The sequence below is a fragment of the Flavobacterium sp. N502536 genome, from assembly GCF_025947345.1.
Classification (GTDB): domain Bacteria; phylum Bacteroidota; class Bacteroidia; order Flavobacteriales; family Flavobacteriaceae; genus Flavobacterium.
Map to the genome: position 1 here is coordinate 3903676 of NZ_CP110011.1, position 14678 is coordinate 3918353.

Annotated in this window: 15 protein-coding genes; 11 read left to right on the plus strand and 4 right to left on the minus strand. The window is 36.8% G+C overall.

Translation table 11 applies throughout. The annotated features are described in order from the left end of the window. Positions 1-37 precede the first annotated feature (37 nt). Positions 38-1321, minus strand: a complete 1284-nt coding sequence (gene fahA, locus OLM61_RS16480) for a fumarylacetoacetase (RefSeq protein WP_264523701.1) — start codon at positions 1319-1321, stop codon at positions 38-40. Between the two features lie 108 nt (positions 1322-1429). Between fahA and glyA the strand changes: the two genes are divergently transcribed. From glyA to OLM61_RS16500, 4 genes are all read left to right on the plus strand, one after another. After that, positions 1430-2704 carry a serine hydroxymethyltransferase gene (gene glyA, locus OLM61_RS16485; protein ID WP_264523702.1) on the plus strand — a complete coding sequence of 425 codons (1275 nt, stop codon included), beginning with the start codon at positions 1430-1432 and terminating at the stop codon, positions 2702-2704. A 327-nt stretch (positions 2705-3031) separates the two neighbouring features. Then, the gene (locus OLM61_RS16490) at positions 3032-3625 is read left to right on the plus strand and encodes a tRNA-(ms[2]io[6]A)-hydroxylase (protein WP_017497075.1); all 594 of its coding nucleotides are present in this window, start codon (positions 3032-3034) and stop codon (positions 3623-3625) included. 250 nt (positions 3626-3875) lie between these two features. After that, positions 3876-4916, plus strand: a complete 1041-nt coding sequence (locus tag OLM61_RS16495) for a GMP reductase (RefSeq protein WP_264523703.1) — start codon at positions 3876-3878, stop codon at positions 4914-4916. 22 nt (positions 4917-4938) lie between these two features. After that, the gene (locus OLM61_RS16500; protein WP_264523704.1) at positions 4939-5436 is read left to right on the plus strand and encodes a GNAT family N-acetyltransferase; all 498 of its coding nucleotides are present in this window, start codon (positions 4939-4941) and stop codon (positions 5434-5436) included. 66 nt (positions 5437-5502) lie between these two features. Here OLM61_RS16500 and OLM61_RS16505 read toward each other — a convergent pair whose 3' ends face one another. Then, positions 5503-6081 carry a pentapeptide repeat-containing protein gene (locus OLM61_RS16505; protein WP_264523705.1) on the minus strand — a complete coding sequence of 193 codons (579 nt, stop codon included), beginning with the start codon at positions 6079-6081 and terminating at the stop codon, positions 5503-5505. Positions 6082-6415: 334 nt separating this feature from the next. Between OLM61_RS16505 and aspA the strand changes: the two genes are divergently transcribed. The 5 genes from aspA to OLM61_RS16530 all read left to right on the plus strand — a co-directional run bounded on the left by aspA (position 6416) and on the right by OLM61_RS16530 (position 11994). Then, positions 6416-7825 carry an aspartate ammonia-lyase gene (gene aspA / locus OLM61_RS16510; protein WP_264523706.1) on the plus strand — a complete coding sequence of 470 codons (1410 nt, stop codon included), beginning with the start codon at positions 6416-6418 and terminating at the stop codon, positions 7823-7825. Positions 7826-8117: 292 nt separating this feature from the next. After that, positions 8118-8792: a response regulator transcription factor gene (locus tag OLM61_RS16515; RefSeq protein ID WP_017497070.1), complete on the plus strand. Its 675-nt coding sequence runs from the start codon at positions 8118-8120 to the stop codon at positions 8790-8792. Between the two features lies 1 nt (position 8793). Continuing rightward, positions 8794-10191: a sensor histidine kinase gene (locus OLM61_RS16520; protein ID WP_264523707.1), complete on the plus strand. Its 1398-nt coding sequence runs from the start codon at positions 8794-8796 to the stop codon at positions 10189-10191. Between the two features lie 83 nt (positions 10192-10274). Further along, entirely contained in the window at positions 10275-10997 is a 723-nt protein-coding gene (locus tag OLM61_RS16525; protein WP_264523708.1) for a hypothetical protein, read from the plus strand. A gap of 49 nt (positions 10998-11046) precedes the next feature. Next, entirely contained in the window at positions 11047-11994 is a 948-nt protein-coding gene (locus OLM61_RS16530) for a bestrophin family protein (protein WP_264523709.1), read from the plus strand. A 193-nt stretch (positions 11995-12187) separates the two neighbouring features. Here the strand turns inward: OLM61_RS16530 and OLM61_RS20915 are convergent, their stop codons facing one another. Both OLM61_RS20915 and OLM61_RS16535 read right to left on the minus strand, forming a co-directional pair. After that, entirely contained in the window at positions 12188-12541 is a 354-nt protein-coding gene (locus tag OLM61_RS20915) for an aminotransferase class I/II-fold pyridoxal phosphate-dependent enzyme (protein WP_319800529.1), read from the minus strand. Continuing rightward, positions 12523-13605, minus strand: a complete 1083-nt coding sequence (locus OLM61_RS16535; RefSeq protein ID WP_319800530.1) for a PLP-dependent aminotransferase family protein — start codon at positions 13603-13605, stop codon at positions 12523-12525. Before OLM61_RS16535 ends, OLM61_RS20915 begins: the two co-directional genes overlap by 19 nt. A gap of 100 nt (positions 13606-13705) precedes the next feature. On the opposite strand from OLM61_RS16535, the gene OLM61_RS16540 reads away from it, so the two are divergent. Both OLM61_RS16540 and OLM61_RS16545 read left to right on the plus strand, forming a co-directional pair. Beyond that, positions 13706-14398 (plus strand): EamA family transporter, encoded by a 693-nt coding sequence (locus OLM61_RS16540; RefSeq protein WP_264523710.1) that lies wholly within the window; start codon positions 13706-13708, stop codon positions 14396-14398. Further along, positions 14299-14622: an EamA family transporter gene (locus tag OLM61_RS16545; protein ID WP_264526394.1), complete on the plus strand. Its 324-nt coding sequence runs from the start codon at positions 14299-14301 to the stop codon at positions 14620-14622. Before OLM61_RS16540 ends, OLM61_RS16545 begins: the two co-directional genes overlap by 100 nt. Positions 14623-14678 lie beyond the last annotated feature (56 nt).

The following is a 14678-nucleotide window of genomic DNA, read 5'->3' on the forward strand; positions in this document are numbered from 1 at the left end:
TTTTTATTTATATATCTTTCGATATGACAGTATCTCTTCATTGTCTCACAAAAGGAGGTAACAATTGGCTTGAAACTTCTCCAAAACCAATACGTACTTCGTTGCTTTCGCAGAAACCTTTGATGATTACCGTATCTCCGTCTTCAATAAATTTACGTTCGCTTCCGTCCTTTAATGTTATTGGGTTTTTACCTCCCCAGGTTAGTTCTAACATCGAACCAAAACTGTCCGGAGTTGGACCAGAAATAGTTCCGGAACCCATCATGTCACCAGAATTTACACGACATCCGTTTGAAGTATGATGTGTTAGCTGCTGGGCCATAGACCAATACATATATTTGAAGTTAGATTTTGAAATTACAGTTTCTTCCTGGTTTTCAGGCTTTAAAGAAACTTCTAAGTGAATGTCAAAAGCTTTTTTTCCTTTAGTTTGTAAATAAGGAAGCGGGGTAGGATCTTGTTTAGGTCCTTTAGTTCTAAAAGGCTCTAAAGCATCCATAGTAATAATCCATGGAGAGATTGAAGAAGCAAAGTTTTTAGCTAAAAATGGCCCTAGTGGCACATACTCCCATTTTTGAATATCACGTGCACTCCAGTCGTTTAATAAAACCATTCCGAAAATATAGTCCTCGGCTTCAAAAGTAGAAATGTTTTCGCCCATTACATTTACATCTGTAGTGATGAAAGCGGTTTCTAATTCAAAGTCTACTAAACGCGAAGCACCAAATACCGGGGTATCATGTCCTGCAGGCAAAGTTTGTCCCATTGGACGGTGTACCGGAATTCCTGACGGAACAATGGTAGAACTTCTTCCGTGGTATCCTACCGGAATGTGTAACCAGTTTGGTAATAAAGCGTTTTCAGGATCACGGAACATTTTTCCAACGTTCGTGGCGTGCTCTTTACTCGAATAAAAGTCGGTATAATCACCAATTAGTACAGGCAATTGCATTTCGACATCATCGATTTTGAAAATAACGATATCGCGGTCTTTTGCTGAATCTCTAAGTTGTGGATTGGTTTCGTCGAAAATATCAGCGATACGATTTCGAACAAGTCGCCATGTTTTTTTTCCATCAGAAATAAAATCATTTAGCGTGTCCTGCATGAACATATCATCTGTAAGATCTATTCCTGCAAAATAATTTAATTGTTGTAAAGCCCCTAAGTCTATAGCGTAATCGCCAATTCTTGTTCCTACAGTAACGACATTTTCTTTGGTAAGAAATACACCGAAAGGGATGTTTTGAATGGGGAAGTCACTATTTTGTGGTACTTCTAACCATGATTTTCTTTTAGTATCGTTGGCGGTTATCGGCATGTGGATGTTAATTATTTGTTGAAAAATTCTATGTCAAATATATCATAATCTAACAGTTTGACAAACGTTTTTTTGTATTTTTGCAGGAAATTAACGAAAATCAAAAAAATGCAACGCGACGAACAAATTTTTGACCTTATACTAGAGGAACAAGACAGACAAATTCACGGATTAGAACTTATCGCTTCAGAGAATTTTGTAAGTGATGAGGTAATGGAAGCAGCTGGTTCTGTTTTAACTAACAAATATGCTGAGGGATATCCTGGCAAAAGATACTACGGAGGATGCGAAGTAGTAGACGTAATTGAGCAAATCGCAATTGACAGAGCCAAAGAATTATTTGGAGCTGAATATGCAAACGTTCAGCCACACTCAGGATCTCAGGCTAATACATCAGTTTACCATGCATGTTTAAATCCTGGAGATACTATTTTAGGTTTCGACTTATCACACGGAGGTCACTTAACTCACGGTTCGCCGGTAAACTTCTCAGGTCGTTTGTACCGTCCTGTTTTTTATGGTGTAGATGCTGAAACAGGTCGTTTAAACTATGACAAAATTCAGGAAATCGCAACTAAAGAACAACCAAAATTAATCATCGCTGGAGCTTCGGCTTATTCACGTGATATGGACTTTGCACGTTTCAGAGAAATCGCTGACAGCGTAGGAGCTATCTTGTTTGCTGATATTTCTCACCCTGCAGGTCTTATTGCTAAAGGATTAATGAATGACCCGATTCCACATTGTCATATTGTTTCGACAACTACTCATAAAACATTACGCGGACCACGTGGAGGTTTGATCTTAATGGGGAAAGATTTCGAAAACCCACAAGGATTAAAAACTCCAAAAGGAGAAATCAGAATGATGTCTTCTTTATTAGATCTTGCTGTTTTCCCTGGAAACCAAGGTGGACCTTTAATGCACATCATTGCAGCTAAAGCAGTAGCTTTTGGTGAAGCATTAAAAGATGAATTCTTTACTTACGCTATGCAATTGCAGAAAAATGCAAATGCTATGGCTGATGCTTTCGTAAAAAGAGGATACAACATTATTTCAGGAGGAACAGATAACCACATGATGCTTATTGACTTAAGAAATAAAGGAATCTCTGGTAAAGAAGCTGAAAACGCATTAGTAAAAGCTGAAATTACAGTAAATAAAAATATGGTTCCATTTGATGATAAATCACCATTTGTAACCTCAGGTATCCGTGTTGGAACAGCTGCAATCACTACTCGTGGTTTAGTTGAAGAAGATATGGAAACGATTGTTGCTTTAATCGACAGAGTACTTGCAGATCATACCAATGAAGCTGTTATTGAAGAAGTAGCAAACGAAGTAAACGAAATGATGAGCGAAAGACCGATTTTCTCATACTAATAAAGTTTCAAGCTTAAAAAATTCAAGTTTAAAGTTTTGTACTGTAAAAAGTATAGAACTTTAAACTTTTTTTAATTCTGGGGAGTAAGTTGAAATGGGAAAAAAAGTTTCAAGTTTCAAGTTTCAAGTTTCAGGTTTCAGGTTTCAGGTTTCAGGTTTCAGGTTTTGTACCGTAAAAGACATAGAACGTTAAACTTTTCGGTTCTGAAAAGCAACCTGAAACCTGAAACAAAAAAAAACTTGAAACAAAGAAAACTTGAAACAAAGAAAACTTGAAACAAAGAAAACCTGAAAAAAAAGCAACCTGAAACAAATAAAACAAAAAAAATGGGCGTACTAAGATTACAACTGCCAACCGACCCGCGATGGGTAAATATCGTAGAGAAAAATATTGAAGAAATCCTGACGGATCATGCCTGGTGCGAGCAAAAAGCAGCAACAAATGCCATTACGATTATCACGAATAATTCTGAACACCAGGATTTGGTGCAGGACTTATTGGCTTTAGCCAAAGAAGAAATCGATCATTTTGAGCAGGTGCACAACATTATCATTAAAAGAGGATTGAAGTTAGGGCGTGAGCGTAAAGACGACTATGTAAACGAACTGTACCAGTACATGAAGAAAAGCGGAGACGGAAGTCGTGTGTCAGGACTGGTGGAAAGACTATTGTTTTCGGCGATGATTGAGGCCAGAAGCTGTGAGCGTTTTAAAGTTCTGTCTGAAAACATTCAGGACGAAGAGTTGGCTGTTTTTTACAGAGAGTTAATGGAAAGCGAAGCGGGGCACTACACCACTTTTATTACCTATGCCCGAAAGTACGGCGTTGGAATTGACGTTGAAAAGCGTTGGAGAGAATGGCTTGCCTTCGAAGAATCTATTATTACCAACTACGGAAAAGGGGAGACTATTCACGGGTAAAGTTTGTAGTTTATAGTCGCAGTCTCAGTTACAGTTTTCAGTCACGGTTTGCAGTTTACAGTTTACATTTCACATTTTACAGCTTTAGTATTTCAGTTTGACTTTTAGACGATTGTCACGTTGAGCGAAGTCGAAACGTGCTCTAAGTTCACGTAACCCGTGTTCAAATATTAGCAAAGTTTTATGAACTATAACTTAAAATCAGCAATCTAAAATTCCTTACATTTGAGAGTAACGAAAATTGAAAGCTATGAGAATAGAAAGTGATTTGAAATTAGGATTTAAAGATGTAATGATTCGTCCAAAAAGATCGACGCTAAAAAGCAGATCTGAAGTCTCTTTAGAGCAGAATTTTAAGTTTTTGCACAGTTCCGCATCCTGGTTTGGGATTCCGATTATGGCGGCCAATATGGATACTGTCGGAACTTTTGAAATGGCTAAAGTTTTAGCAAAAGAAAAACTCTTTACCGCAATTCACAAACACTATTCTCCGCAGGAATGGAAAGAATTTTTAAAAGACACCACTCAGGATTTCTACGATTATATCGCCATTAGTACCGGAACAGGAAAGGAAGATTTTGAAAAAATACGCCAAATTATTACCGAAAACCCTTTACTGAAATTCATTTGTATTGATGTTGCTAATGGCTATTCAGAACATTTTGTGCAGTTTTTAAAACAAACCCGCAAACAATATCCCGACAAAGTGATTATTGCCGGAAATGTAGTCACCGGAGAAATGGTTGAAGAACTATTGTTAGCCGGGGCCGACATTGTAAAGGTTGGTATTGGACCGGGTTCTGTTTGTACTACTCGTGTGAAAACGGGAGTAGGTTATCCGCAGCTTTCTGCCATTATTGAATGTGCCGATGCTGCTCACGGTTTAGGTGGACACATCATTAGTGATGGCGGTTGCAGTACACCGGGAGATGTGGCAAAAGCGTTTGGTGCCGGATCTGATTTTGTAATGTTGGGCGGAATGCTCGCCGGACACACAGAAAGCGGAGGAGAGATGATTGAAATAAACGGGAATAAATTCAAACAATTTTACGGAATGAGCTCTACAACCGCCATGGACAAGCATGTTGGAGGTGTGGCAGAATATAGAGCAAGCGAAGGTAAAACCGTGCAGGTACCTTTCAAAGGGCAGGTTATAAATACCATATTGGATATTTTGGGTGGTTTGCGAAGTACATGTACCTATGTAGGCGCTTCACGTCTAAAGGAACTTACCAAACGAACGACCTTTATAAGAGTAAGTGAACAGGAAAATCAGGTTTTTACAAATTAATAAAAGCATTTTAAAATAGAATATGATTACAATTTCAGAAGCTACAGTAAGCGATATTAAACTAATTCAGAAAATAGTACATATAACATGGCCGATTACATACGGTGAAATCTTAACAAAAGAACAATTGGTTTATATGTTAGATCTTTTTTACTCTGACGAAGCCTTAACCGATCAGTTAATTAAAAAAGAGCAATTGTTTTATAGAATTGATGAGAATCAAACCAATATCGGATTTATCGGAATCGAACACAATTATAAAGGAAAAGCAGTAACTAAAATTCATAAAATCTACCTTTTGCCGGAAACTCAGGGGAAAGGGATAGGTAAAAAAGTTATTGAAGAAATTGAAAAACTAGGGGCAGAGAACAATTCGCAGGCATTATCCCTAAATGTTAACCGATTTAATACCGCTCTGGGTTTTTATAAAAAGATAGGTTTTGAGATCATCGGAGAGTCAGATCTTGATATTGGAAATGGCTATTTGATGGAAGATTATGTAATGGAGAAAAAATTCTAAAACAAAACCAGACATGCATTTTAGAAGGTGAACTGCGACTGTAAACTGCGACTGCAAACTACAACATCAACTCACAATCACATCATGTTTAAACAACAAGCCTTTCACTTCTTTCAAAGCAAAAACAGCTTTTTTCAGTTTGGTTTTTGAGGGATCGATGGTATAATTGTAGCTGGTTTTAAAGTCGGCCTTATTGGCAATGGCTTTGTCGAATTCAGAGCGATACAGGTCGCAATTGTCAAACAGCACGCTTGTGAGGTCGGTAGCCATAAAATCGACGGCAATTAAACTGCAATTGGTAAAGGTTGTTCCTTTAATCTTTAAGGTGTAAAATTTTGAAAAATCTAAAACGCAATCGTAAAAATGAATTTCAAAGATCAGTTTGTCGCACATGGCAAAATTAACTTCTTTGATTTCACAACGGTTAAAAGTAGCGGTACGAAAGGCTACATAATTGATTTTTGCTTCGCTAAAAGTACAGTCGTTAAAAATACAATCAATAAAAGTAACGGCTAAAAAAGTACAGGCTGAAAAATTACAATTATTGAAAACACAACATTCGAAATCCTTAAAATTGACATCATCTCTACCGTAAATGATGGTATTGTATTCTTTATCAAGGAAATATTGAGATTCTTTTTTCAAGGTAATTTTCTGGGATAGTTTTCAGGGTGAAAAGATACTAATTATACAAGTATTAGCAGACGATAAATAAAGATAATTTTTGATCCCGAAGGGGACTTTCGGATTGAATAGAAAAGAAGGTTAAGACCTTTTGCCTGATGCAGTTAAGGAGCTCTATTTAGAGGTGTTTTTTGTGAATTTGATATTTTTTGATTCTTAAAATGATAAGTGTTTAATTTTAGGGTTAAATTTTAAGAAAATCTTAGCAGTATTTGATTTGAAATATTTTCTTATGAGGGTAATTTGATGTAGTTTTACACTGTTTTTTAAAGTTAAACGTAACAATTAATATTATATGGGATCAACGAGAAAAGAGCATGATTTTTTAGGGGAATTAGACATTCCAAATCATCTATATTATGGTATCCAGACCTTCAGAGCAGTAGAGAATTTTAATATCACAGGAATTCCTATTTCAAAAGAACCTTTATTCATTAAAGCATTAGGTTATGTAAAAAAAGCAGCAGCTTTGGCAAACAAAGACTGTGGCGCATTAGACGCAAAGATTGCAGAAGCTATTTGTTATGGAAGTGACCAGGTAATTGCAGGTAAATTTGATCAGGAATTTGTGAGCGATTTAATTCAGGGTGGAGCCGGTACTTCGGTAAACATGAATGCTAACGAAGTAATTGCTAATATTGGTTTAGAATATTTAGGACATAAAAAAGGAGATTATAACTTTTTACACCCAAACAATCACGTAAACTGTTCTCAATCTACAAATGATGCATATCCGTCAGCTTTTAGAATTGCACTTTACCTTAAAATAGAGAGTTTTATTAAAACTTTAGAAGGCCTTGAAGTAGCTTTTGCTACAAAAGGAGAAGAATTTAAAAGTGTTCTGAAAATGGGAAGAACACAATTGCAGGATGCTGTTCCAATGACTTTAGGACAGGAGTTTAACTCTTATGCTACTACTATTGGAGAAGATGTTAGAAGATTAAGAGATGCTCAGAGTTTGGTTTTAGAAATCAATATGGGAGCGACTGCTATTGGAACAAGAGTAAACGCACCGGAAGGATACCCTGAAATTTGCGTGAATTACTTAGCGAAAGAAGTAGGTATTCCATTAACACTTTCTCCGGATTTAATTGAAGCTACAGTAGATACAGGTGCTTATGTTCAGATTATGGGAACATTGAAAAGAACCGCAGTTAAAATTTCAAAAATTTGTAACGATTTACGTTTGTTGAGCTCGGGACCAAGAACAGGTTTCAACGAAATCAACTTACCGGCACGTCAGCCAGGATCGTCTATCATGCCTGGAAAAGTAAATCCGGTAATCCCGGAAGTAGTAAACCAGACTTGTTTTTATGTAATCGGGCAGGATTTAACCGTAACTATGGCTGCTGAGGCTGGACAATTACAGTTAAATGTGATGGAGCCGGTAATTGCGTTTGCTATGTTTACTTCACTGGATTATCTTTCAAATGCAATTCAGACTTTAATCGATAAATGTATTACTGGAATTACTGCAAATGAGGCCCACTGCTACAATATGGTAATGAATAGTATTGGTATTGTAACACAGCTGAACCCAATTTTAGGGTATGAAGAAAGTGCAAGTATCGCAGGTGAAGCTTTGAAACTGAATAAAAGTGTACATCAGATCGCGGTGATTGAAAGAAAATTAATCACACAGGAAAAATGGGACGAAATTTATTCATTGGATAATTTAATCAACCCAAAATTCATTACGAAATAAGAGATTCTCTATATTGATACAAGGCCGGCATTGTTTTAATGCCGGCTTTTTTTATGAAGTAAAAATGGATTTTCTTTTGCTCTGTAAAGGAGACTGGCAGCAACATTACACTTTAATTTTAAGAAGCAACACCGCAACGCTCAGGAAACATTTAGATCGAAAAGCAATTCTTTGGAGTTGTTTTTTTGTGGAAAATATAACCTATTGTTCATAATTAAATCATAATTTATAACTATTGTGATTTATATTTTTAAAGTCAATCCTTATTTTTGCTGTTCATACCTGAACTAAGATGAAATTACTGATAGTAGAAGACGAACCAAATCTTTTGTCCATTTTAAGGAAAGGATTTGCCGAAAACAATAATGAAGTAAGTGTGGCTCTGGATGGCAGAACTGCTCTGGAAATGATTCACAATTATAATTTTGATGTTGTTGTTTTAGATGTAATGCTTCCCGATATTAACGGAATAGAGATTTGCAGAAGACTTCGCGCCAGTAAGAATTTTGTTCCGGTATTGCTATTAACCGCTCTTGGAACTTCAGAAAATATTGTGACCGGACTTAATGCAGGTGCCGACGATTATTTGGTAAAACCCTTTAAATTTGGAGAACTTGATGCCAGAGTAAACGCACTACACCGCAGAGCTCATCAGGACACCGAAAAGGTAGATACCATAACCATTGGCGATTTAGAAATAAACGGTCGTGCAAAAACGGTCAAAAGGGAAGGAGAATCAATCATTCTGACAGCCAAAGAGTTTAAATTGTTATACTACCTGGCTAAAAATAGCGGACGTATCGTTTCCCGGGACCAAATCTTAGACAATGTCTGGGATATTAATTTTGATATGAACACCAATGTTGTTGATGTTTACATCACCTATTTAAGAAAAAAAATCGATAAACCTTTTGAAACCAAACTCATCCACACCATGAAAGGTCTGGGCTACGTGATACAACCATAATATGGATATAAGAAAAAAAATAACATACACTTATGTAGCCTTGTCGAGCTTTAGTACATTACTTCTATGTATTGTTGTTTTTGTTCTGTTCAGAGAAAATAATCGCTACCATTTCTTAAAAAGACTGGAAGACAGAGCTAAAATTGTAGCCTCTATTCATTTTCAGAACGATCCCGAAAAAATAAAATACTACAGTAATCTTAAAAAAAATGGACTGGAGGAGTTGATTGAAGAAGAAGAATTTGTTCTAAAAATAAACAGTGCCAATAGTTTTGATTACAACACCAAGCTGAATTTACCAAACGAGTTTTACACCAATATTTTAAATACCGGGAGAGACTATTTTGAGAAAGAGAACAAGTATTATTTGGGACAGGTTTTTACAGAGAACAACCAAAAATACATCGTAATTGTAGGTGCTCGTGACCGAAAAGGTCCGACAACGACAATTTATATCGTAAAAATCATGTTGTTCGGAGGGATTGGATTCATATTTCTTGCCTTCTTTTTGGGACGTTTTTTAGCCAAAAGAGTGATCAATCCGGTGGCGCGAATTACCAAAGAAGTAAATAGAATCAGTGCGTCTAATCTTCACAACCGCTTGCCGGAAGTCAAAAACTCCGATGAGATCTCAGACCTTACGGAAACCTTCAACGACATGCTGGACCGTTTGGAAACGTCATTTGAGATACAGGCCAATTTTATCAACAATGCGTCACACGAATTAAAAACGCCAATTACAACAATTATAGCGGAGTCGGAAATTATGCTTTTTAAAGAAAGAGAAATTCCGGAATACATTCAGTCTTTAGAAAACATTTACAGTCAGGCCTCGCGATTAGGAAATCTGACCGAAAGTTTGTTAAAGCTTACTCAGACAGGCTACGACGGTAAAAAGCAGGTTTTGGATATTGCCAGAATCGACGAAGTTCTGATGGATGTAAAATCTGATCTGGATAAAATTTATCCGGACAACCGCGTCAGCATCAAGTTGAACTTTGCTCCTAAAGACTCTAATTTGCTTTTAATTCCGTGCAACAAACCGCTTTTAGAACTTGCCATTAACAACATTATTACCAATGGTGTAAAGTATTCGGATAACAATGAGGTTTTTGTAACGCTTTCTGCCAATCAGGACTGGATTAAAGTAGCTATCAATGATATAGGGATTGGTATCCCGCCGGAAGACATTCCGCATTTGTACGAGCCTTTCTTTAGAGGTAAAATTGCAACCAAATATATCGGTTATGGTTTGGGGCTTCCATTGGCTTCAAAAATCATTCGCATGCACGATGGTGAGATTCAGGTACAGTCTGAACAAAACAAGGGGACTATTGTAACCATCGTCTTCAATAAAACAAACACGAAGAAAACCAACATTAAAAATTCTAATCTTTAATCTTAGAAAATTCTAATTAAGGGTTAAGACCCTTCTAATTTGCCGGGAGTTATTTTGTATGTATAAACTAAACGATTATACTTATGAAAAATTTCCTTATACCTACGACTTTAAAAGACGATACAATTTGTGCTGTAAAATCAGCCATTGGTCAGGCAAAAGATTCAGATTGTGAAATTATTCTGATGTTGGTTTCAGACACTCCTGATGCCTTTTCGTCCTCTAACTTTTTACGTGAAATGCGTACCGGACTTACAGTAAGTCAGGAAGAAGTATTAGAAACGTGCCGATACATTATTGAGCACACACCCAATTGTAAAATAAAAGTACACAATCAATACGGACTTTCTTCTCCAATTTTTAAACGCATTATCGATGTTTTTGCGATAAAGCTGGTCGTGCTTACCAATTCTTACAAGCAAGAAACAAAACGTATCCATCAATACCTTGTACAGTTAGCCGGAAACCAAAAATGTCCTATTTTACATTTAGGTTCAGAGCAATACAAAGAGGACTTCAATAAAGCACTTTATATTGAAAACGGCCGTGCCAATATGCATGTTAAAGATGTTCAGCAATTTTTGAACAACAATTTTTCGTTCGAGATTGTAAGCCAGACCTCCAAATTTGAGGACGACTACGAAAATTTTGCTCCTTATTTATCAGAAGCGATTTCCAAATACGATATCGATTTGCTGGTAGAAACCCGCAAAGGAGAGAAAATTCAATTCAAAAAAAATAAAAAAGAAACTATAAACGATAAACTGGGACTTCCGGTACTGTCGCTCTATGAAGAACTGGTATAAAACCAGGTTTCTTCCCATAAAAATAGAAGTTTAATTTAAACTGAAAAATATGTTATTAAAGAAAAGAATTCCAATGAGGTACGTTCTCGGGAAAATTAAAGTGGAATTGTGCCTTGTAATGACTTACACCATTTTATTCGAGATATTTCACCATTATTTCATCAATGTTGCGATCGAAATACCTATCGCGATTCCAACAATGGTAGGTACCATTATATCCTTATTATTAGCTTTTAAATCTAATCAGGCCTACGACAGATGGTGGGAAGCACGTATCATCTGGGGGTCGATTGTAAACGAGTCCAGAACGCTGGTACGACAGATGCTGACTTTTTATAAAGATCCGGGTTTTTCGGTAGAGGCAAACGAGTTCAAAGAAAACTTTACCAAAAGACAAATAGCGTGGTGTTACAGCTTAGGACAGGCCTTGCGTAACAAAGATGCCATAAAGCCTATTAAAGATTTAATTAGTGAAGAAGAACTGAATTTTGTCAAAAATCATCAGAACATTCCAAATGCGATCTTGTTACTTCATGGTAGAGATCTTAGAATTGCGAAGAAAGAAAAACGTCTAAACGCTTACCAGCAGGTAGAAATTGACAATACCTTATCAAGGTTATGTGATGCGATGGGGAAATGTGAGCGTATCAAGAATACGATTTTTCCAACCACTTACAGCATGTACATCAGAATGACTTTGTGTTTGTTCATACTGTTATTACCATTTGGATTAATCAGTTTGTTGAGCTGGTTTGCTGTTCCGTTAATTACCATTATTGGAGGAACGTTCTTTTTGATTGAAAAAATGGCGATCCATTTACAGGATCCGTTCGAAAACAGACCAACAGATACACCTGTTACAGCGATTTCGAATACAATTGAAAAGAATCTGATGCAAATGTTAAACGAGTATCAAAGTGAATTTGATATTATCAAAGAGTTTGATCTTAAACCCGATTTAAAGAAAGCGGAAAACAACGCTTATTTTGTTTTATAATTATGTGAATTGATTTTGGTTTCTCAATTTGTGAACTGGACAACGCTTTGTTAATGCGGCTGTCCAGTTTTTTTATGTATTTAACCCGTTGGGTGTGAGATGTGAATTGTGAAATGTGAGTTGTGAAATGTGAGTTGTGAAATGCGACTGCACCCTGCGACAGCAAACCGCGACTGCAAACTGTGACTATAAACTACTGATCAATCAACTTGCCTAAGGTTTGTATAGAAGTTCTCAATTCATTACTCCACGGCAGACCAAAGCTCAATCGCATGCAATTTGAAAATTGATTCTGAAAAGTAAAAATCCGTCCGGGTGCAAAACTAATCTTGTGCTGCATGGCCAAATGATAAAATGCAGCCGTATCGACATTTTTATCGAGCTCAATCCAAAGAAAAAAACCTCCTTGTGGCTGACTTACCTTTGTTCCCTTAGGAAAGGACTCTAAAACCGTATTGATATAATTGTTGCAATTGTGATTCAGTATCTGGCGTATTTTTCGAAGATGATTCTCGTATCTGCCATTTTTTAAAAAGTCACCAACCACCTGATGTGTAATGGTAGGAGTGGAGAGCGTATGATAAATTTTATTGCGCAGAATTTCTTTTTTGAATTTACCGGTGAAACCCAGCCCACGCGATAGCCCGGTGCCAGTGTTTTTGAAACCGAACTGCAGCACAGTACAATTCCGCTCTCGTCATAGGTTTTACAGTTTGTTGGACGGCTCGAGCCAAAGTACAAATCGCCATGAATATCGTCCTCAATCAGCGGAATGTTGTAAAACTCCATTAATCGAACCACTTCCTTCTTATGTTCAGTGGGCATCATGCTTCCCGAAGGATTGCTGAAGTTACTCATCAGCAAACAGAGTTTTACCTTTTTAGAAGAAAGCGCTTTTTTTAAAGCTTCCAGTTCTATTCCCGTGGTCATATTAGTGGGTAGTTCCATAATGTACAATCCCAGAGATTTTGCGAGCTGCAGGATACCAAAATAAGCAGGACTCTCTGTAATAATGGTATCTCCCGGTTTGGTAAGTGTCATCAAACAATGCGAGATCGCACTCGTGCAGCCTGGCATCGTAATAATATCCCTTTCGGTCAAAGAACCGCCCCAGGTAAAAGACCAGCGTGCAATTTCTTTTCTCAAATTCAGATTGCCCTGTACCTGTTCGTAGCTGGTGCCACTATTGGGAAGCTGTCGCATAGCCTGCAGCATTCCTTTATTTAATTTAGCGATGGGAAGCAGTTCGTTTGAAGGAAACCCCAAAGAAAGCATCGTTATGTTGGGATCGGTCATGTTACCATACACCTGATCGATTAAATCTTCCCGGTCTATGTTGGCACATTTTAAAATAGGACTGCTCGGCGTGGGTTCAGGAATGGTTCGGGCCGAAATATTACTTACATAATAACCGGATTGAGGCCTCGATTCGATAAGAGACCGACTTTCAATTTCATAATAAGCTTTGCTTACCGTGCTCATGCTGTAGCCCGTTTCGGCACAGACTTCGCGTATAGAAGGCAGTTTATCACCAACGCTTAAAACGCCCGATTTTATTTGCTTTTCAATTCGGTCTGCAAACTGCAGATACAAGTAATTTGAATTTTTCATAAAAATAACTGTTATGGTGCAATTTACAAAAACTGTATCTGTATTGCTGTTTTATTTTTTAGAAATTTGCTTTAATAGAAAACTAATCCAAAAATAATTCGTGAAAACAACAAAATATTATATAGCGGCCATTACCTGTTTTGTAATCTGGGGATTTTTTAGTTTGGCATTAAAGCCAATTCACGACTATGCTTCTTTGGATATTTTATTCTACCGCGTTTTTAGCTGTAGCATTCTGATGTTGCTGATTGCCTTTACTTTTAAAAGAAAAAGAATCAAAGAAACAATCAGTACTTTCAAATCATTACCGGCTTTGGAGAGACGCAGATCACTTTTGCTGAATATTGGAGGAAGTGTTTTTTTAATGGCAAATTGGTTTACATTCATTTATGTAATGAACCATGTTAGCGTAAAAGCGACCTCGTTAGCCTATTTGGTTTGCCCGATTTTAACCACCTTACTGGCGTACTTTATTTTGAATGAAAAATTGAGTAAAACACAATGGATGGCTGTAGGTTTAAGTGTTTCCGGCTGTTTGCTTTTATCTTATGCCAATATTATGGACATGGTTTTTAGTATCATCATTGGTTCTACTTATGCTTCTTATTTAGTAAGTCAGCGTATCAACAAAGGATTTGATAAATTCATTGTTCTTACCTTTCATATTACGTTGGCAGCCTTGTTTTTATTGCCATTTTACCCTGTTTACAGCGGGCGGTTCCAACAGAATTTAAGTTTTATTTCTGTATCGAAACCATTGCCATTTTGTTTACCATATTTCCGTTGTTCTTAAATTTATATGCACTTTCGGGAATCAATTCATCAACCGTGGGAATGCTTTTAAACATCAACCCTATGATTGCATTTTTGTTGGCTATTTTCGTGTATCACGAGCCAATCGGATCCGTGCAAATTGTAGCGTATAGTATTGTTTTTCTTGCTGTATTGGTTTTTAATTCACATCATCTTTTTGCGATCAGGCAAAAAATACTGCAATATCCAAAGGTTCTGAAATAACAACAGCTACTTTATGTTTTTTATTGGTTTAAAATCTGAAGTATGCGAATCTTTAT